General features: G+C 74.1%; 17 protein-coding genes. 4 read left to right on the top strand and 13 right to left on the bottom strand.

All coding sequences use genetic code 11. From position 1 onward, the window contains the following. Positions 1–39: 39 nt before the first annotated feature. The 3 genes from ACLJTM_RS30775 to ACLJTM_RS30765 all read right to left on the bottom strand — a co-directional run bounded on the left by ACLJTM_RS30775 (position 40) and on the right by ACLJTM_RS30765 (position 2,613). Positions 40–546, bottom strand: coding sequence for a hypothetical protein (locus tag ACLJTM_RS30775; protein WP_411107050.1), 507 nt, complete (start codon positions 544–546; stop codon positions 40–42). A gap of 196 nt (positions 547–742) precedes the next feature. Then, on the bottom strand, positions 743–1,672 hold the full coding sequence (gene mmuM / locus ACLJTM_RS30770) for a homocysteine S-methyltransferase (RefSeq protein WP_411107049.1): 930 nt from the start codon (positions 1,670–1,672) through the stop codon (positions 743–745). Between the two features lie 17 nt (positions 1,673–1,689). Further along, complete coding sequence (locus ACLJTM_RS30765) at positions 1,690–2,613, bottom strand: LLM class F420-dependent oxidoreductase (RefSeq protein WP_411107048.1); 924 nt, start codon at positions 2,611–2,613, stop codon at positions 1,690–1,692. A gap of 204 nt (positions 2,614–2,817) precedes the next feature. Here ACLJTM_RS30765 and ACLJTM_RS30760 point away from each other — a divergent pair, with 204 nt between their 5' ends. Further along, complete coding sequence (locus ACLJTM_RS30760) at positions 2,818–3,102, top strand: hypothetical protein (RefSeq protein ID WP_411107047.1); 285 nt, start codon at positions 2,818–2,820, stop codon at positions 3,100–3,102. Between the two features lie 503 nt (positions 3,103–3,605). Here ACLJTM_RS30760 and ACLJTM_RS30755 read toward each other — a convergent pair. The 4 genes from ACLJTM_RS30755 to ACLJTM_RS30740 all read right to left on the bottom strand — a co-directional run bounded on the left by ACLJTM_RS30755 (position 3,606) and on the right by ACLJTM_RS30740 (position 6,428). Then, a complete protein-coding gene (locus ACLJTM_RS30755) occupies positions 3,606–4,091 on the bottom strand; it encodes a DUF6099 family protein (protein ID WP_411107046.1) in 486 nt (161 codons plus the stop codon). Between the two features lie 123 nt (positions 4,092–4,214). After that, on the bottom strand, positions 4,215–4,556 hold the full coding sequence (locus ACLJTM_RS30750) for a nucleotide pyrophosphohydrolase (protein ID WP_411107217.1): 342 nt from the start codon (positions 4,554–4,556) through the stop codon (positions 4,215–4,217). Positions 4,557–4,660: 104 nt separating this feature from the next. After that, entirely contained in the window at positions 4,661–5,965 is a 1,305-nt protein-coding gene (locus ACLJTM_RS30745) for an ATP-binding protein (RefSeq protein WP_411107045.1), read from the bottom strand. Between the two features lie 67 nt (positions 5,966–6,032). Next, the gene (locus ACLJTM_RS30740; RefSeq protein ID WP_411107044.1) at positions 6,033–6,428 is read right to left on the bottom strand and encodes a cell division protein SepF; all 396 of its coding nucleotides are present in this window, start codon (positions 6,426–6,428) and stop codon (positions 6,033–6,035) included. Positions 6,429–6,600: 172 nt separating this feature from the next. Between ACLJTM_RS30740 and ACLJTM_RS30735 the strand changes: the two genes are divergently transcribed. Both ACLJTM_RS30735 and ACLJTM_RS30730 read left to right on the top strand, forming a co-directional pair. Beyond that, positions 6,601–7,386 (top strand): DUF2470 domain-containing protein, encoded by a 786-nt coding sequence (locus tag ACLJTM_RS30735; RefSeq protein WP_411107216.1) that lies wholly within the window; start codon positions 6,601–6,603, stop codon positions 7,384–7,386. Positions 7,387–7,446: 60 nt separating this feature from the next. Continuing rightward, on the top strand, positions 7,447–8,367 hold the full coding sequence (locus tag ACLJTM_RS30730; protein WP_411107043.1) for an NADP-dependent oxidoreductase: 921 nt from the start codon (positions 7,447–7,449) through the stop codon (positions 8,365–8,367). Positions 8,368–8,567: 200 nt separating this feature from the next. Here the strand turns inward: ACLJTM_RS30730 and ACLJTM_RS30725 are convergent, their stop codons facing one another. From ACLJTM_RS30725 to ACLJTM_RS30700, 6 genes are all read right to left on the bottom strand, one after another. Continuing rightward, positions 8,568–9,905, bottom strand: coding sequence for an LLM class flavin-dependent oxidoreductase (locus ACLJTM_RS30725; RefSeq protein WP_411107042.1), 1,338 nt, complete (start codon positions 9,903–9,905; stop codon positions 8,568–8,570). Between the two features lie 163 nt (positions 9,906–10,068). Further along, positions 10,069–11,121, bottom strand: a complete 1,053-nt coding sequence (locus ACLJTM_RS30720; RefSeq protein WP_411107041.1) for an ABC transporter permease — start codon at positions 11,119–11,121, stop codon at positions 10,069–10,071. Next, positions 11,118–11,939, bottom strand: a complete 822-nt coding sequence (locus ACLJTM_RS30715; protein ID WP_411107040.1) for an ABC transporter ATP-binding protein — start codon at positions 11,937–11,939, stop codon at positions 11,118–11,120. Before ACLJTM_RS30715 ends, ACLJTM_RS30720 begins: the two co-directional genes overlap by 4 nt. Before the next feature lie 7 nt (positions 11,940–11,946). Then, a complete protein-coding gene (locus ACLJTM_RS30710; RefSeq protein ID WP_411107039.1) occupies positions 11,947–12,987 on the bottom strand; it encodes an ABC transporter substrate-binding protein in 1,041 nt (346 codons plus the stop codon). A 53-nt stretch (positions 12,988–13,040) separates the two neighbouring features. After that, positions 13,041–13,598 carry an NADPH-dependent FMN reductase gene (ssuE, locus tag ACLJTM_RS30705; protein ID WP_411107038.1) on the bottom strand — a complete coding sequence of 186 codons (558 nt, stop codon included), beginning with the start codon at positions 13,596–13,598 and terminating at the stop codon, positions 13,041–13,043. Between the two features lie 291 nt (positions 13,599–13,889). Beyond that, positions 13,890–14,849 carry a TauD/TfdA dioxygenase family protein gene (locus ACLJTM_RS30700; RefSeq protein WP_411107037.1) on the bottom strand — a complete coding sequence of 320 codons (960 nt, stop codon included), beginning with the start codon at positions 14,847–14,849 and terminating at the stop codon, positions 13,890–13,892. Positions 14,850–15,692: 843 nt separating this feature from the next. Here ACLJTM_RS30700 and ACLJTM_RS30695 point away from each other — a divergent pair. Next, entirely contained in the window at positions 15,693–16,856 is a 1,164-nt protein-coding gene (locus ACLJTM_RS30695; RefSeq protein WP_411107215.1) for an ROK family protein, read from the top strand. Positions 16,857–16,901 lie beyond the last annotated feature (45 nt).

Below are 16,901 nucleotides of genomic sequence, written 5' to 3'. Positions count from 1 at the left end.
ACGTTCGCAGACCGGGCGGCGTTTTGACGTGGCCTCCGCTCAGCGGGGGGTGGTCAGGCCGAGCAGCGCGGAGGGCGCGCCGGTCAGTTCCGGGGTGAGGAGGCCCAGTTCGGGCCTGGTCAGGTTCGGCAGACCGTAGTTGGAGCCGTCCGGCATCGTCAGCGGAGCGCCGAGGACCAGCCCCGGCGTGCGGGTGCGCAGGGTGTCCGCGGGGGCGTCCAGGGACCCCTCTCCGTCGGTCTCGGGCGCGCCCAGGAGGTTCGGCACCGGAGAGGTGACGAGGGTGTTGCCGAGCTCGGCGCCGATCGGGACGGCGGGGAGCAGGGGGGTGGGGAGCATGTCGCCCTTGTGGTGGCGGGGCGCCTCGGGCGCTCCGACGACCGGGACCGGCACGCCGGTGGCCACGCGGGGGGCCGCCACGCCCAGAGTGGTCTCCACGGCCTCCAGCGGGACGCCCACCGGGACCGAGTCGGCCATGGCCGGGGTGGCCGCGCCGGCCGCGGCCATACAGGTCAGGAGCGCCGCAATGCTTCCGCGCGCGGTCATCTTCATAGGTGATGTTCCGTCCTTCCAAGGTCGCGGACGTTCCGCTGCCCTGGATGAACGATCCCGCCGGTGGCATTCCCGGAGTTCTCCGCGAAAGTTCCCCCATACGACCTAATTCCAGGCCGTACGGGGGCCCTTGCTTTACGCCCGGCTCCGCGCCCGGCCCCGCGCCCTGTCCCGCGCCCTGTCCCGCGCCCTACGGTTCGCAGGTGGGGCCCGCCCGCAGCGTCGCGGCGAGGTCCGCGACCGCGGCGGGGCCGATGCGGCAGCAGCCGCCGACGAGGCGGGCGCCGACCCGGGTCCAGGCGGCCACGGGCCAGCGCGGCGGGTCCGGCGGGGCATGCCAGGTGCCGGTGGCGGCCTCCCAGACGGAGCCGTCGTTGGGGTAGGCCAGCAGCGGTTTGCCGGTGACCGAGGCCGCCGCCTCCAGGGCGGGCAGCACCTCCCCGGGAGCGCAGCAGTTGACGCCGAGCGCGATGACCTGCGGCGCCGCCGCGGCGAGCGCGAAGGCCTCGGCCAGGGGCGCGCCCGAGCGGGTCCGGCCGTCCTCGACGGTGTAGCTCAGCCAGGCCGGGGCGCCCGTCTCGGCGAGGATCCCGAGCAGGGCTTCGGCCTCGTCCGGGTCGGGGACCGTCTCCAGGGCCAGTACGTCCGGCCCGGCGGCCAGCAGTGCCTCGACACGGGGCCGGTGGAAGGCGGCCAGCTCGCGCACGGTCAGGCCGTACCGGCCGCGGTACTCGGAGCCGTCCGCGAGCACCGCCCCGTAGGGGCCCACGGAGGCCGCCACCCACACCTCGTGGCCGGCGGCCCCGGCGGCCCGGGCCGCGAGGCCGACGCTGCGACCCAGGAACGCGGTGGTCGCGGCGCGGTCGTGGTCGTGGGTGGCGAAGGAGGCGTAGCCGACCTGGTAGGACGAGGTGACGAGCACCTCGGCGCCGGCCCGCGCGTACGCCCCGTGGGCCGCCTCCACCTGGTCCGGCCGCTCGGCGAGGACCCGTCCCGTCCACAGGCCTCCGGACAGGTCGCAGCCCTGGGCGGCGAGCTGGTTGCTCAGCCCGCCGTCCAGGAGCAGCGGCCGGGGCCGGCCGGCGAGGGCTTCGGCGAGCGGACCGGATGCGCGGGGCACGGCTTCTTCGCCCGCCCTCAGCCGAGCTGGGCCAGGACGCCGGAGGAGATCAGCTCCAGGTGGTCCAGGTCGTCGAGGTCGAGCACTTGGAGGTAGGCGCGGGAGGCGCCGACGGCGGCGTAGGTGCCGAGCTTCTCCACGACCTCGGCCGGGGAGCCGGCCAGGCCGTTGGCCTTGAGCTCGTCCACCTCGCGGCCGATGGCGGCGGCACGGCGGGCGACTTCGGCGTCGTCCTTGCCGACGCATACCACCAGGGCGTTGGAGTAGACGAGGTCGTCGGCCCGGCGCCCGGCCTCCTCGGCGGCCTCCCGGACCCGGCCGAACTGGCGCGCGCTGTCCGCGACCGAGGCGAAGGGCATGTTGAACTCGTCCGCGTACCGCGCCGCGAGCCGGGGGGTGCGCCGGGCGCCGTGGCCGCCGATGAGGACCGGCACCTTGGCCTGGGCGGGCTTGGGCAGCGCGGGCGAGTCCTCCACCTGGTAGTGACGGCCCGTGTAGTCGAAACGCTGCCCCGGCGGGGTGGCCCACAGGCCGGTGATGATGGCCAGCTGCTCCTCCAGCCGGGCCATCCGCTCCGTCGGGAACGGAATCCCGTACGCCTTGTGCTCCTCCTCGAACCAGCCCGCGCCCAGGCCCAGCTCGACCCGCCCGCCGGACATCCGGTCCACCTGCGCCACCTGGATGGCCAGGACACCGGGCAGCCGGAAGGTGCCGGCCGTCATGAGGGTGCCGAGCCGGATGCGGCTGGTCTCGCGGGCCAGGCCCGCGAGGGTGATCCAGGCGTCGGTGGGGCCGGGCAGGCCGTCGGCCGAACCCATCCTCAGGTAGTGGTCGGAGCGGAAGAACGCGTCGAAGCCCAAGTCCTCGGTGGCCTTGGCGACGGCCAGGAGGGTGTCGTAGTCGGCGCCCTGCTGGGGCTCGGTGAAGATGCGGAGGTCCATGCCTTCCATCCTGCCTTCCTCCCACCCCCGCAGGGTGAATCTGCGTCAACGGGACAGCGCGCCCGCGGCCCGGCCAGTGACCACCCCGGAGGGGGATCGTTGCTCGGACGGAGCCGGACCGCCCGGCCCGCGCGCCGGCGGCCCTCCGCCCGTGCGTCCACCGCCCCCTTCCGTACCGGGAGGGCCAGGACCGAGAAGGCCGCCATGTCCCACGAGGCCGTGCCGCAGACCCCCCGACCGACCGGACCCACCGGGCAGGCAGCACCCGGGCACGCAGGGCAGGACGCCGCGGCGCCCGACCCGGCCTTGCACGGCGCGCCGAAGGGCCTGCTACAGCAGATGGAGGAGCTGATGGCGGCGCTGAACGCCGACCTCTCGCAGCTCGACGCCGACCTCCAATCCTCCGCGGACCGCCCGTCCGCCGGCAGGCCCCCGACCGCGGACCTGCACACCACCGGGAGCGAACGCCCGCCCCACCGCCCGCTGTGACCGTACGGGTCCGGGTCCGGGGGCCGCTCCGGTAGCCCCGACCGGGCGGCGGACCGGGCTCGCCGCCGCGACCGGCGGGAACCGGCCCGGGCCGTGGAGCCGTCCACGGCCGACCGCCGGACGGCACAGGCACCGTCCGCACCAGCAGGCCCGGCCCACCCCCACCCGCTGCCGCTGCCGCTGCCGCTGCCGCAACGAGAACGACCGGCGCCTCCCGCAGGGCCCGGGGGATGTCCGCCGCCCTACGGGCAAGGCCGCGCACCCCTCCCCCGTCGCGATCTGGCCGAGGCCCCCGTACCCCGCGGCTCCCCGCTCCCCGCTCCCGGCAACCGACCACCGACCACCGACCACCGACCACCAGCACGCTGGCCCCCGGCCCCAGCCCGCAGCCCAAACCACCCACCGGCCCCCGAACCCACACACCGGCCCCGGCCGCCGACCACCCGCACGCCGGCCCCCGGGACCCAGCCGTCTCCCGGCTCGCCCCCCGAGACGCCCGCCCGTCAGGTCACCCCGGAGGCTGAGCCGCGTTCGCGGACCGTCAGGCGGCGCAGGAGGGCCCTGACCCGGTCGCTCGACTCGTCGGCCGCGTCGATGGACTCTATGCACTGCCAGTACAGGCCCTCTTCGTCGGTCCCGCACGCCACCCCGACCAGCGCTATGCCCACTTCACCCAGCAGCGCCTGCAGCCCGAGCAGCGCCTGGCGGACGTCCGCCACGCCGGTCAGCTGCGCCGCCCGCGGCGGGTGTTCGGGCGTGACGCCCTCTCCGCGCAGGGCAGCGCGGTCGAGCACACCGCACCCCCTGCCTCCCGCCTCGCCCAGGCCTCTGGCCTCGGGTCTCAGCTCCGGCGGTCCGGTGACCGCCAACCACCCTCCCATCCCCTGTGCGAGAGCCTGGGCCTGCCAGGCCTCCCCCACGATGTCCCATGCCGCCCCGCTCTGTGCCAGCGCGTGCCGGCCGGCCGCGATAAGCCGTACCGCATCCATATGCCGTCCCCCGTCCGCACGACATCCTGCCAATCTCACCACTACCCAGAGTGAGGGCAATGGGCCAGTAAAGCCAGGGGTATTCGGAAATTGTGGACAGAAACGTGATTGTGGACGAGCCCGTCACTCCGAAGAGTGACGATCACCCGTCGGCTTGCCCGGAACCGGGAAGCGGAGCTCGTTCCTCTCGATCTTCGCGGCGAGCGCATCCAGCACATCCACCCCCAGCACCTCACAGAACTGCAGCAGGTAGGCGAGCACGTCGGCTACCTCGTCGGCCACCCGGTGCGCGCTCCGGGGCTCCTCCATCACCTTCGCCGACTGTTCCGGCGTCAGCCACTGGAAGATCTCCACCAGCTCGGACGCCTCGACGCTCAGCGCCACCGCCAGGTTCTTCGGCGTGTGGTAGGGCCCCCAGCCGCGGACCGTCGCGAACTCGACCAGCCTGCGCTGGAGTTGCCGCAGCCGCTCGCCCCCTCCCTCGTCCCCTCCCTCGGTCCGCCCCTCGTCCGCCGCCCGGTCCTGCGGCCCATTCGCGTCACCCGCGTCACCCGCGTCACCCATGTCGCTCATGGGGTCAGGTCTACCATCGCGAGGCCCGGGATCCCACGGGCGAGGTCCGCGGTCACCTCCCCCACGGACGCGACCAGCCGGACATGGCCCCGGCTACAGGACAGCACCGCCAGCCTCAGCAGTTCGGCGGCCTGCCGCCGGTCCAGTTCGCGGTCGAGCCCGTCGGCGAGCACGGTCAGCGTCTGCTGCGCCGAGAGCAGTTCCGCGGCGGGATCCATCGCCAGCACTCCGGGCCCGGTCAGCAGCACCAAGGACAGGGCGAGGAAACGGAGTTCGCCGCCGCCGAGCCGCCCGAGCTCCGTGGCGGGCCGGTCGGGACCGCGGTCGAGCAGCGCCGTGACCGGACCGTCCGCCTCGCCCCGCACACCCAGCCCGGCGACCGGGCCCGCGCAGCCGGTCCGGGCCGCTTCGGTCAGCAGGGCGTGCCGCGTACCGCACTCGTGACGGGTCCGGCGCAGTACGTCGGCCAGATTGGCGCAGTCGCGCAGCAGCCGGCCCTCCCCGAGCGGGACGGGGGCGCGCATCCGGCCGGGCTGCGGGTCGCAGGAGAACACCGAGCGCAGGGCCACCACCACCTGCTCGGCGGCGGCGAGCACCTGCCGCTGCCCCGCCGTGGACCCGGCCACCCGGAGCGGCAGCAGGGCCGTGCCGAGCCGGTCGTCGGGCAGCGGGGCCCGGGTGACACCGGTGGAGCCGCCGGTCAGCCAGGCGGCCTGGACGGAGCGCCGGCCCGGGTCGCGCAGGGCCGTGCTCAGCAGGATCTGGCCGTCCTGGGTGAGGCGTTCGCCGACGATCCGCAGCGAGGGCTCGGCCTGAACCGCCAGGTCCAGCCGGACCGGCCCGGCGGGGCCGTCGACCGTGCAGCCGATACGGAAGCCGCGCCGCCGGTCGGCGTCGGGGGCCGCCCGGTCCGGGATGCAGGCGGCCGCGTCCGGGAAGGCCTCCTCCAGCGTGGCCCCGGAGCCCAGTTCGGCCAGGGCCTCGTAGGCAGCCAGCAGCCGGGACTTGCCGCTGCCGCTGGGGCCGCCGAACAGGGTGACGGGCCCGAGCGGGAAGACGGCGGCGCGGTGCGGGCCGAAGGCGGACAGCCGCAGCTCGGTGACGACGGGCCGGGGCTGCGACTGCCGTTGCGCAGGCACGAGGGCCGCCGCTGCGGCTAAGCCGCCGGGGCCGGCGCCGGAACCGACAGCGGCGGAGGAAGGGGAGGTGGAGGTGGAGGTGGAGGGGGAGACGGACGCGGCGGCAACGGCTGACGCGGTGGCGCGGCCTGCCGGCGGCGCGCTCAGGGGGGAGGCTTCCATGGGCCGGACGGTACGGGCCGCCGGACCCCCCGGGAGCCCGCCGAACCGTTCCGCCCCCGTCACCTTCCTACGATCGGGGGACAGCTGCGGCGGCGATCCCCTCGACCTCGGTTCCGACGGGCGCCAGCAGGAACACGTTGCGGTCCACCCGGTGCATCCCGCTGCCCAGGCCGAAGACGACCCCGCTGCTGAAGTCCAGGATGCGCTTGGCCACTTCGGTGTCCGCACCCGTGAGGTCGAGCAGCACCGGGATCTGGGCGATCAGGTACTCGGCCACCTCCCGGGCGTCCGCGAAGATCTGGACCCGGATCACCACGAAGCGCCGCTGTTCCGCAGCGGCCGCCACCGGCGCCGTGGGAATCGTGCGGTGGTCCACCCGGGAGGGCCATTCGTTGCGACTGCGCAGGGGTACCACCTGCGCGAGCCCCTCCCACTGTTCGTCGGTGACGTCGTACCTGCTCACCGGGCCGCCTCGGCCGTGCGCTTCATGTGCATCCCCCCATCCTCCCCCGTTTCACCCGTTCAGCCCAACAACGACACGAGGCGGGACCGGGTACACCGCAGAAGCGAAGTGAGTTAGGTTAGGCATACCTAACCAAGTCACTCCTCGGGATTACGGAGAGATCCGCATGCGCATGCCCGGTGCCCCTGCCAGCCCTGCCAGCCCTGCCAACCCTGCCGCCCACCCCGCGCCCGCCGACCGGCCCACCGACGCCGAGCGGGTCCGGTCGGTCCTGGCAGCCGCCCACTCCATGACCGTGCTCGCCGACGGGCTGCGCTCGGAGGTGCGCCACCTCGACGGCGCCGACCCGCTGGGCCGGCTGCACCTGCACCCCGCCGCACCGGACGGCAACGGTCGGGACCTCCCCTCGATCCGGCTGGAGTTCACCGACATCGCCCCCACCCCCGTACGCGACCGGGTGCGCGCCCGGGTGACCCTCCTCGGACGGCTGCTCACCCCGTACCCGCACGCCGCGCCCGGCTTCGCCGGTGCCACCGGCTTCGACGCCCCGAGCACCGGTTCCCCCGACAGCACGTGCATGGAATTCGGCCGGGCGGTCCTGGAGACCGCGGAGGGCGTCGCGTACGTCGGCCTCGAAGAGCTGGACGAGGCGCGCCCCGACCCCCTCGCCCCCTACGAGGCCGGCATGCTGACGCACCTCCTCGACGACCACCCCGACCTCGTCACCCTGCTGCTGCGCCTGGTCCGGCCCGTACCCAGCGCCACGGTGCTCCGCGCGCTGCCGGTCGCGATGGACCGGTACGGGCTCACCCTGCGCCTGGAGGAGCGCCGCGGCCACCGCGATGTGCGGCTGGCATTCCCCTGCCCGCTTGACGACGTGGAGCAGTCCGGCGCGCAGATCCAGGCCCTCTTCAGTGCGGCCCGCCGCCGCTCGCACCGCAACACCCTGCCGGCCTGAACCCCCGGGAATTCCGTGGGAGACGGAATAGCCGCCGGCCGGCCCCGGTTGGTGTCGATCATGAAGGCCATCACGTACAACGCTTATGGAACTCCCGCGAACCTGGCGCTCGTTGAGGTCCCCCGACCCAAGGTCGGACCGGGCGAGGTACTCGTCCGCGTCCGCGCCGCCGGGGTCAACCCGGTGGACTGGAAGGTCGCCGCCGGATACCTCGACCCGATCCTGGAGGTGCGCTACCCCGTCATACCCGGCTGGGACGTCGCCGGTGTCGTGGAAGCCGTCGGCGAGGACACCTTCGACTACGCCGTGGGCGACGAGGTCTACGGCTACGTCCGCAAGGAGTGGGTCGAGCTCGGCACCTACGCCGAACTGGTCAGCGCCCCCGTCCGCACCCTCGCCCGCAAGCCCCGCGAGCTGACCTTCGAACAGGCCGCGGGCCTCCCGTTGGCCGGGCTCACCGCCTACCAGTCGCTCACGCGCGCGGGCCTCAAGGCCGGCGAGAGCGTCGTCATCCACTCGGCGGCCGGCGGCACCGGCTCCTTCGGCGTCCAGATCGCCGTCGCCCTCGGCCTGCGCGTCATCGGCACCGCGGGCGCCCACAACCACGACTACCTCCGCTCCCTCGGCGCCGAACCCGTCCTCTACGGCGAGGGCATGGCCGACCGCATCCGCGCGCTGGCACCCGAAGGCGTCGACGCGGCCCTCGACTTCCACGGGGACGGCGTCATCGGACTCCTCCAGTCCCTGGTCAAGCAGCGCGAACGGGTCGTCTCCATCGCCGACCACGAGGCCGCGGCCCAGGGCGCGCACCAGCTGTGGGTCCGCCCCGACACCGCTGACCTCACCTTCCTGGCCGACCTCGCGGACACGGGCCGGCTCACCGTGAACATCGCGCACGCCCTGCCGCTCGCGGAGGCGGCGAAGGCCTGGGAGCTCAGCGCCGCGGGCCGCACCCGCGGAAAGATCGTGCTGACGGTCTGACGGTCTGACGGTCTGACCGCCTGTCTGCCCGAACGTCCGACCGTCCGACCGTCCGACCGTCCGCCGGTGTGCCGGTGTGCCGGTGTGCCGGTGTGACGACCTTAACGTCTGACGATCTGCCCCGCCGCGTCCTGCCCGGCCGGCCGGGGCAGGCAGGCCACGGGCGCGGACGGGTCCGATCCCGCCCCGCGCCCGATCGGTCAGGCGCCTTGGGCGGCCGCCGCATGGCGGTTGGCGGGCCGGGGCAGGCCGTAGTTCTCCCGGAGGGTCCGGCCGGTGTACTCGGTGCGGAAGAGCCCGCGCCGCTGCAGGATCGGCACGACGTGGTCGACGAAGTCGGTCAGCCCGGTGGGCAGGACGGGCGCCATGATGTTGAACCCGTCGGCGGCGCCCTGGGTGAACCACTCCTGCAGCTGGTCGGCGATCTGCTCGGGGGTGCCGGCGAAAACCCGGTGTCCGCGGCCCGCGCCGAGCCGGGCGATGAGCTGGCGCAGGGTCAGGCCGTCGCGCCGGGCCAGTTCCGCGACGAGGGTGAAGCGGCTCTTGTTGCCGTTGATGTCCCGCTCCTCGGGGAGGTCGGGCAGCGGGCCGTCCAGGGGAAGTCCCGTGAGGTCGGTGCCGAGCATGCCGGAGAGCTGGGCGAGCCCGTACTCCGGCACCTGGAGGTCGGTCAGCTGCTGCTCCAAAGCCTTCGCCTCGGCTTCGGTGGATCCGATGACGGGGGCGATGCCGGGCAGGACGAGCAGGTCCCCTTCGGTGCGGCCGTACTTGGCCAGACGGGACTTGAGGTCCTTGTAGAAGGTCTGACCGTCGGCCAGGGTCTGCTGGGCGGTGAACACCGCCTCGGCGTACTGGGCGGCGAACTCCTTGCCGTCCTCCGAGGAGCCGGCCTGCACGAGCAGCGGGTGGCCCTGCGGGGAACGCGGCACGTTGAGCGGGCCGGCGACCTGGAAGTGCTTCCCGCGGTGGGCGGCCGGGTGCAGCCTGTCGGTGTCGGCGTAGATGCCGTGCTCCTTGTCGAGGACGATTGCGTCGTCCTCCCAGCTGTCCCAGAGCTTGGTGGCGACCTCCAGGAACTCTCGGGCCCGCTCGTAGCGCACGGCGTGGGCGAGGTGCTCGTCGCGGTTGAAGTTGCGGGCTTCGTCGACGGTGCCGGAGGTGACGATGTTCCAGCCGGCCCGGCCGCCGCTGATGTGGTCGAGCGAGGCGAACTTGCGGGCGGTGTGGAAGGGCTCGTTGAAGGTGGTGGAGACGGTGGCGATGAGCCCGATGTGCTCGGTGACGGCGGCGATGGCGGAGAGCAGCGTCAGCGGTTCGAAGCCGCCGAGGGCGTTGTAGCGGGCCTTGCCCCAGAGCGCGAGCCCGTCGGCGAAGAAGATGGAGTCGAGCCGTCCGCGCTCGGCGGTGCGGGCCAGCTCCTGGAAGTACCGCAGGTCGGTGACGCGCTCGGGGCTGCTGTCCGGGTGGCGCCAGGCCGCGTCGTGGTGCCCTGCGTTCATCAGGAAGGCGTTGAGGTGGAGGGTCCGGGGAGCAGTCATGTCGGGTCCTTGGGGTGCGTGCGGTGCGTACGGGGTGCGAACGGGCTGCGTGCGGGCGCGTACGGGGGCGCCGTACGGGCGGAGGGCGGGCACGGGCGGAGGGCGGGTACGGGCGGAGGGCGGGTACGGGCGGGAGGAGCTGAGGAAGCGGGGTGCGCGGCGCTCAGGCCGGTACGCGCCAGAGGCTGAGGCGGCGTTCGACGGCGACCAGGATCTGGTTGAAGGCCACGCCGATCGCGGAGATCGTGACGATTCCCGCGTACATCTGCGGGATGGCGAAGTTGAACTGCGAGGCGTTGATCAGGTAGCCGAGGCCCGCCTTCGCCCCGATCATCTCGGCGGCCACCAGGACGAGGATGGACACGGCGCCGGCCAGCCGGATGCCGGTGAAGATCGTCGGCACGGAGGCGGGCAGGATCACCTTCTGGAACAGGCGCGGCGTGGACAGGTCCATCGAGCGGGCCAGCCGCACGAGCGTGGGATCGGCGTTGCCGACCGCGCTGATGGTGTTCAGCAGGATGGGCCAGACGCAGGCGTAGACCACGATCGAGACCTTGGAGGTCTCGCCGATGCCGAGCAGCAGGACGAAGACCGGCAGCAGGGCGAGGGCCGCGGTGTTGCGGAACAGCTCCAGCAGCGGGCCGAGGAACGCCGCGACCGGCCGGTACCAGCCGATCAGCAGGCCGAGGGGCACCGCCACGACCACCGCGATGGCGAAGCCCCCGAAGGAGCGGGTGAGGCTGGCGCCGACGTGCTCGCCGAGCTGGCCGTCGCCGAGCAGCTCCCACCAGGCGACGGCGACTTCGCTGACCGGCGGCAGGAAGGTGGCGTCGACCAGGTGGAGGCGCGGCGCGGTCTCCCACAGCGCGAGGAGGCCGAGGACCGCAGCCGACCGGAGCAGGGCGGCGCGCAGCAGGCGCAGTACGGTCGCCGCCGCCGAGGATGTGGTCCGGGCGGGGGCGCTCGCCCGGGCCCGCCTGCTCCGGCGCGGCTTCCGCTCCTCGGCGGGCACGGCAGCGGGCGCGGCAGCAGGCGCGGCAACCGACACCGCGGCGGGAGCACCGACCGACGCGGCGGCGGGCACGGCTGCCGGGGAGACCGCCGGTGCGACCGTCGGTGCGGCCGCGGCAGCCGGAGCGGCAGCCAGTGCGGCAGCCGGTGCGCCGGCCGCGACCGCTCCGGCGGCGGTTACGGGGGTTTCGGTTCGGATCGTCATACCGAGGCCTCTTCCTTCTCCAGTTGCTGGGCGCGGGCCACCTCGTCGTGGAGCAGGGTCCAGATCTCGTGGCGGTAGCGGGCGAACTCCGGGCTGGAGCGCAGGTCTTCGCCCTGGAGCCCGGGTCCCCGGTCGTCGAAGGAGATGGGGACGACCTCCTTGATGCGGCCGGGGCGGGAGGTGATGACGGCGACCTTCTGCCCGAGGTACACGGCTTCCTCGATGCCGTGCGTGATGAAGACGACGGTCTTGCCGGTGCGCTGCCAGATGCGGCGCAGCTCGTCCTGGAGGGACTCGCGGGTCTGTGCGTCGAGGGCCGCGAACGGCTCGTCCATCAGCAGGACGTCCGGGTCGTAGGCCAGCGAGCGGGCGATGGCGACCCGCTGGCGCATGCCGCCCGACAACTCGTGCGGATACCGGTCCTCGAAACCGGTCAGGCCGACCAGGTCCAGGAACTCCCGTGCCTTGGCGGCCCGCTGCCGCCGGGGCACCCCGGTCGCCTCCAGGCCGAACTCGACGTTGCCGAGGGCGGTGCGCCAGGGCAGCAGGGCGTACTGCTGGAAGACGATGCCCCGGTCCAGGCCCGGCCCCGTGACGGGTCTGCCGTCGAGCAGGATCCGTCCGGAGGTGGGCCGGGTGAGGCCCCCGAGGAGGTCCAGGAGGGTGGACTTGCCGCACCCGCTGGGTCCCACGACCACCAGGAACTCGCCGGACTGTATCTCCAGGTCGATGCCGTCGAGGGCGGTGAACTCCCCGGTGACCTTCTTGTCCTTCGTCGGGAAGGTCTTGGTGACCGACTCGAACACGATCTTCGCCATGGGGGCTTCAGCCCTTTCCGCTGCCGTTGAACTCGTTGGTGAACAGGTCGGCGGCCTGCAGCCGGCCCTTCTTGATCTCGCCGCGCTCCGCGAGCCAGTCGATCCAGAGCTGGAACTCCTTCTCCTCGATCCGTCCGGACGGTGCGGCGACCCCGTACGAGCGCCAGTACTGGAGGGTCGAGGTGTCCTCGTTGCGGCCCCGCTTCTTGACGATCTCCGTCATCCGGGCGATGACCTCTTCGCGGGGCGTGCTGCGGGACCAGTCGATGGCCTTGCCGACGCCCGTCACGAAAGTGCGTACGGTGTCCGGGTTCTCCTTGATGAAGCGCTGGGTCATCACGTACGTGCCGCCGCTGAAGGCGCCCAGCAGGTCGAAGTCGCTGAACAGGGGCCGGATGCCGCCGGCCGCGACGGCCTTGTCGCGCAGCACCCCGCTGAGGACGCCGACCTCGATCTGCTTCTGCCGCAGCGACTGCTCCGTGTTGACGGGCGGTACGACGAGGGCTTCGACCTTGTCGGACTCGGCGCGGGAGAGGCCCCCGCGGCCGAGGTAGATGTCCAGGAGGGCCTGGGCGTGGGCGCCCAGGGTGTTCATGCCGACCTTCTTGCCGATGAGGTCGCGGGCCGAACGCAGCGGACTGTCCTCCAGGACGTAGTAGCCCAGGTTGGTGTCCTTGTCGGAGCCGTAGTACGAGATGACGGCCTTGACGGGTGCGTTGCCCGCGGCGAGTTTGACGACCGCACCGTTGAAGGCCCCGCCGAAGTGGGTCTGTCCGGTGGCGGCGGACTGGATGTCCTGCGGGCCGCTGATGGTGTTGCCGACCCACTCCAGGCTGAGGTTCCCCAGGTATCCGAGGTCGGCGGCGAGTTCGGGCAGCGTCACGGCGCCCACTCCGCCCTGGTACTTGAGGGTGGTGACCTGCTTGCCGGATCCGGAACCGGATCCGCCGGCGGTGGCCGTGCCGCAGCTCACCGCGGCCGCCGAGATGCCGAGCAGGGCGAGGAACTGGCGTCGGGAGGTGGTGGTCGGGGTGAAGGCTGCGGGCATGGCGGTTCCTTGTCGGTGCGTACGGGGCCGGGGGTTGGGGCGGGGACGGTGGGCTAGGGGGTCGCGGTGAGCGCGGGGAGCGGGACGGCGCGCAGGGCCTCGGCGAACTCGTCGACGGCCTGGAAGAGGTCGAGTTCGGCCTCGGGCCGCAGCCGGTCGGGGCCGGCGCCGCGCTCCACGGAGGAGTCCAGGACGAACCGGCCGGCCGTGACGTGCCGGGCACCGAGCGCGGCGAGCACGGGGCGCAGCGCGTAGTCGATGGCCAGGACGTGGGCCAGGCTGCCGCCGGTGACCAGGGGCAGGACGGTCTTCCCGGCGAGGCCGTCCTGCGGCAGCAGGTCGAGGAAGGCCTTGAGGAGTCCCGTGTAGGAGGCCTTGTAGACCGGGGTCGCGACGACGATCCCGTCGGCGGCGGCGACGGCTTCCAGCGCCCGGCGGATCTCCGGCTCGCCGCGGCGGGCCGAGAGGAGGTCGGCGGCGGGCAGTTCGCGCACGGACAGGTGCGAGGCCTCGAACCCGGCGTGGGAGAGGCGGCGCAGGACGTGGTCGGCGACGACAGCGGTGCGGGAGTGGGCGGAGGGGCTTCCGGTGATGGCGAGCAAGCGGGGCACGGGGGCTCCTTGGAAGGCGTACGGAGGCGGGGCGCGGGCGGGCCGCCGCGGGGAGGGCAACAGCCGCGGCAGCCGGGCCCGGCGGACAGCCGGCCGGCCGGCCGCTCGGACGTGCAAGGTCCGGGCGGACGGGGCCGGGCGGACGGCCGGGGGGCCGCTCAGACGTGCAGGGCCCGGACGGCCGGGGGCCGGGCCGGCCGGTTGGCCGGCAGGCGGTAGGCCGGGAAGCGGTAGGCCGGGAGGCGCTAGGCCGGTAGGCCCGAAGCCGCCCGGCCGGGCCGCAAGCGGCGGTCAGGCGGCTTCGGGCGCCGTGGTGGAGGCGCCGGAGGCGATGCCGAAGGCAGGGTCCGGAACGCTCTCCGGGCTGATCAGCCGGGAGGGGACCCCGTCGGGGCCGACCGGGACGTCACCGTCGACGGTGACCCGGCGCAGGGTGCGCTCGTGCTCGTCGGAGTCGTCCACGCCGTAGTGCTGGGTGGCGCGGTTGTCCCAGATGGCGACGTCGCCCTCGCGCCACTGCCAGCGGACGGTGTTCTCGGGACTTTCGATGTGCGACTGGAAGAGGTCCTGGAGGGCGCGGGAGTCGCGGCCGGTCAGCCCGCTGATCCGCTGCACGAAGTTGCCGAGCAGCAGGGTGCGTTCGCCGGTCTCGGGGTGGACGCGGACCACCGGGTGCTCGGTGAGGAACTCGGTGGAGGTGAACACCTCGCGGTACTCGGCCAGCGCCTCGGGAAGCGCGTCGGGCCGCAGGGCTGCGTAGTCGTAGGCGTTGGAGTGGACGGCGCGCAGGCTGTCGGCGAGGGCGCGGAGCGGCGCCGGGAGGTGGGAGTAGGCGGTCGCGGTGTTCGCCCACAGGGTGTTGCCGCCGTACGGGGGGATGGTGACGGCCCGCAGGATGGAGAAGGCGGGGTAGGCGGGGACGAAGGTGACGTCGGTGTGCCACTGGTTGGCGCGGGCGCCGTGGTGGGAGTCGATGCCGAGGGCGTAGCGCCCGTCGGCGGAGGGGACGGTGGGGTGCGCGACCGGGGCGCCGAGCAGCTGGGCGAAGGCTTCGTGGCCCGCCTCGTCGAGGTGGTCCTGGCCGCGGAAGAAGACGACCTTGTGGGCGAGGAACGCGGCGCGGACCTCGGCGACGGTCTCGGGGGCGAGGTCCCCGCCGAGCCGCACGCCGCCGATCTCGGCGCCGATACGGCCGCCGATCTTCGTAACGGTGGACGCGGTGGGGGGTGCGGTCTGGGTGGCGGTGGCCATGGGTACTCCTCGGGCAGGGCTGCGGTATTTATTTCCGCAGCGGAAGAAATGCGGGTACGGCAGGAGGGGGTGCGGTCGAGCGCGGTGCGGTGGTGTGACGGTGCGGTCGTGCGCGGTGCGGTGGTGTGGCGGTGCGGCGCGGACGCCGTGGGTGCGGCGGCCGTCATTCGCGGCTGCCGTGGGTGCGGATGCCGTACCCACGGCAGCCGTGGTGGCGAGTACCGCGGATGCGGGTGCCGTGGATACGGGTGCGGATGCGGATACGGGTGCGGATGCGGTGGACGCTCCGGTGGACGCCGGGACCGGGGGCGCGGAGGTTCCCCGGTGCCGGCGGCGCCGGCGGACGGCCCGGCAGGTCACGGGCATCGGCGCCCGGAGGCGCGGCGGAGCTCAGGCGCGGCGCAGGGCCGGACAGCGGCCCGGACACCGGAGCGGCGCCGTACAGGGGCCGCCGGGGGTGTGGAGCCGCGGGGCGAGGTACTCGATCGCGGACATGGCTCGGAGCCTGTCAGCGCCCCCGCTCCCGGTCAACCCCCGCCAGCGCCCCCGCCGCACCTGCCGGGAAGGGCTCCCGCCCGACCCCGTACACCGCCGCTGACCTGGTCTTTCCCGCCCGTACCAGAAGCGCCCGGCCGGCCGGGGGACGGCCGAAAACCATGGCCGGATTTCACGGTCCCGCAACGCCCCTGCCACGCCCCGCCCTCGTACGGCGCCGCCCCGCGCCCCGGGCCGGGCCGGTGCCCCCGCCGCAGGCGCCGCCCCCGGGGCGGTTGCCGCCGGGTGCCCGGCCGGGGTCCGGCATGATCGGGGGAACACGTCCACCGAGGAGGCCCCGTGACGCGCATGGCCGGTGACAGCAGGGCCGCCGCCAACGCCGCCTCCGTGCTGCGGACGGTGCTGGAGCACGGTCCGGTCGCGCGGAGCGGGATCGCCGGGTTGTGCGGGCTCAGCCCCGCGGCCGTGTCCCGGCAGGCCACCGGGCTGCTCCGGTCCGGCCTGCTGCGCGAGCTGCCCGGACCGGCCGCAGGCGTGGGACGCCCGCGGATCCCCCTCGACCTGCACACCGGGGCGGTCGGCGGGCCGGTGGCCGCCGGACTGCACGTCGGGGTGCCCCAGTCCACGTTCAGCCTCGTCGACCTGCGCGGGCGCCTCCTGGCCCGCCGGTCCTTCCCGCACCGCGACCCCCGCGACCCCGCACTCTGCCGTGACATCGCCGAACAGCTGGGCCGCTTCCTGCGCGCGTTCGACACCGGCCGGCCGCTGCTCGGCATCGGGGCCGCCCTCGGCGGCTGGGTGCGGCCCGGCGACGGGACCGTGGTGCGGCACGAGGCGCTCGGCTGGCGGGACGTGCCGCTCGCCGCCGCACTGGAACGCGCACTGGGCCTGCCGGTGTCCGTGGACAACCATGCCCGCGCCGTCGCCCACGCCGAGATCCTCTTCGGCCGTCCGGAGGCCCGCCGCAGCCTCGTGCACCTCTTCATCGGCAACGTCGTCGACGCCGCCTTCGGCACCGAGGGCGCCGTGCACCAGGGCCCCGGCGCGGCCGCCGGCGACGTCGCGCACCTCCCGGTGCCGGGCTCGCAGGCTCCCTGCGCGTGCGGCCGTACGGGCTGCCTCCAGGCGACCGCCTCCGACACCGCGCTCGGCGCCGAGGCCGTCCGCCGCGCCATCGTCCCCGACCCGTCGGTCCCGATGCTCGTGGACGCCGCCGCCACCGGCGACCCGCGCGCCGACCGGCTGCTGCGCGAACGCGCCCGCGCCGTCGGCCGGGCCGCCGCCCTGCTCCTGGACGTGTTCAACCCGGCGGTCATGGTGGTCACCGAGCTGTCGAGCGTGCTCCACGACGGCTACCTCGCCGAGATCCGCGAGGCCGCCGCGGCCCTCTCCCGGGTGCACAGCGCTCCGGAGCGGATCGTGGGACCGTACGCCGGACCCGCCGTGCTCCCGGGCGCGGCAGCGGCAGTACGGCTCGTTCCGCTCTTCCGTGACCCCTCCCACCTCACATGAGAGGGGGAGATCACATCCGGTGGTTCTGGTTGTTGCCCGGGCACC

The organism is Streptomyces sp. cmx-4-9, from assembly GCF_046548835.1.
Classification (GTDB): Bacteria; Actinomycetota; Actinomycetes; order Streptomycetales; family Streptomycetaceae; genus Streptomyces.
Note: the sequence above shows the minus strand (reverse complement) of the source record. Positions and strands in the feature narration are given on the sequence as shown.

What these genes read in the sequence shown, in the direction of transcription:
- ACLJTM_RS30775 (WP_411107050.1), bottom strand. Translation starts at nt 546, where the DNA reads ATGACCGCGCGCGGAAGCATTGCGGCGCTCCTGACCTGTATGGCCGCG.
- ACLJTM_RS30765 (WP_411107048.1), bottom strand. Translation starts at nt 2,613, where the DNA reads ATGGACCTCCGCATCTTCACCGAGCCCCAGCAGGGCGCCGACTACGAC.
- ACLJTM_RS30760 (WP_411107047.1), top strand. Translation starts at nt 2,818, where the DNA reads ATGTCCCACGAGGCCGTGCCGCAGACCCCCCGACCGACCGGACCCACC.
- ACLJTM_RS30755 (WP_411107046.1), bottom strand. Translation starts at nt 4,091, where the DNA reads ATGGATGCGGTACGGCTTATCGCGGCCGGCCGGCACGCGCTGGCACAG.
- ACLJTM_RS30745 (WP_411107045.1), bottom strand. Translation starts at nt 5,965, where the DNA reads ATGGAAGCCTCCCCCCTGAGCGCGCCGCCGGCAGGCCGCGCCACCGCG.
- ACLJTM_RS30735 (WP_411107216.1), top strand. Translation starts at nt 6,601, where the DNA reads ATGCCCGGTGCCCCTGCCAGCCCTGCCAGCCCTGCCAACCCTGCCGCC.
- ACLJTM_RS30730 (WP_411107043.1), top strand. Translation starts at nt 7,447, where the DNA reads ATGAAGGCCATCACGTACAACGCTTATGGAACTCCCGCGAACCTGGCG.
- ACLJTM_RS30725 (WP_411107042.1), bottom strand. Translation starts at nt 9,905, where the DNA reads ATGACTGCTCCCCGGACCCTCCACCTCAACGCCTTCCTGATGAACGCA.
- ACLJTM_RS30720 (WP_411107041.1), bottom strand. Translation starts at nt 11,121, where the DNA reads ATGACGATCCGAACCGAAACCCCCGTAACCGCCGCCGGAGCGGTCGCG.
- ACLJTM_RS30715 (WP_411107040.1), bottom strand. Translation starts at nt 11,939, where the DNA reads ATGGCGAAGATCGTGTTCGAGTCGGTCACCAAGACCTTCCCGACGAAG.
- ACLJTM_RS30710 (WP_411107039.1), bottom strand. Translation starts at nt 12,987, where the DNA reads ATGCCCGCAGCCTTCACCCCGACCACCACCTCCCGACGCCAGTTCCTC.
- ACLJTM_RS30700 (WP_411107037.1), bottom strand. Translation starts at nt 14,849, where the DNA reads ATGGCCACCGCCACCCAGACCGCACCCCCCACCGCGTCCACCGTTACG.
- ACLJTM_RS30695 (WP_411107215.1), top strand. Translation starts at nt 15,693, where the DNA reads ATGGCCGGTGACAGCAGGGCCGCCGCCAACGCCGCCTCCGTGCTGCGG.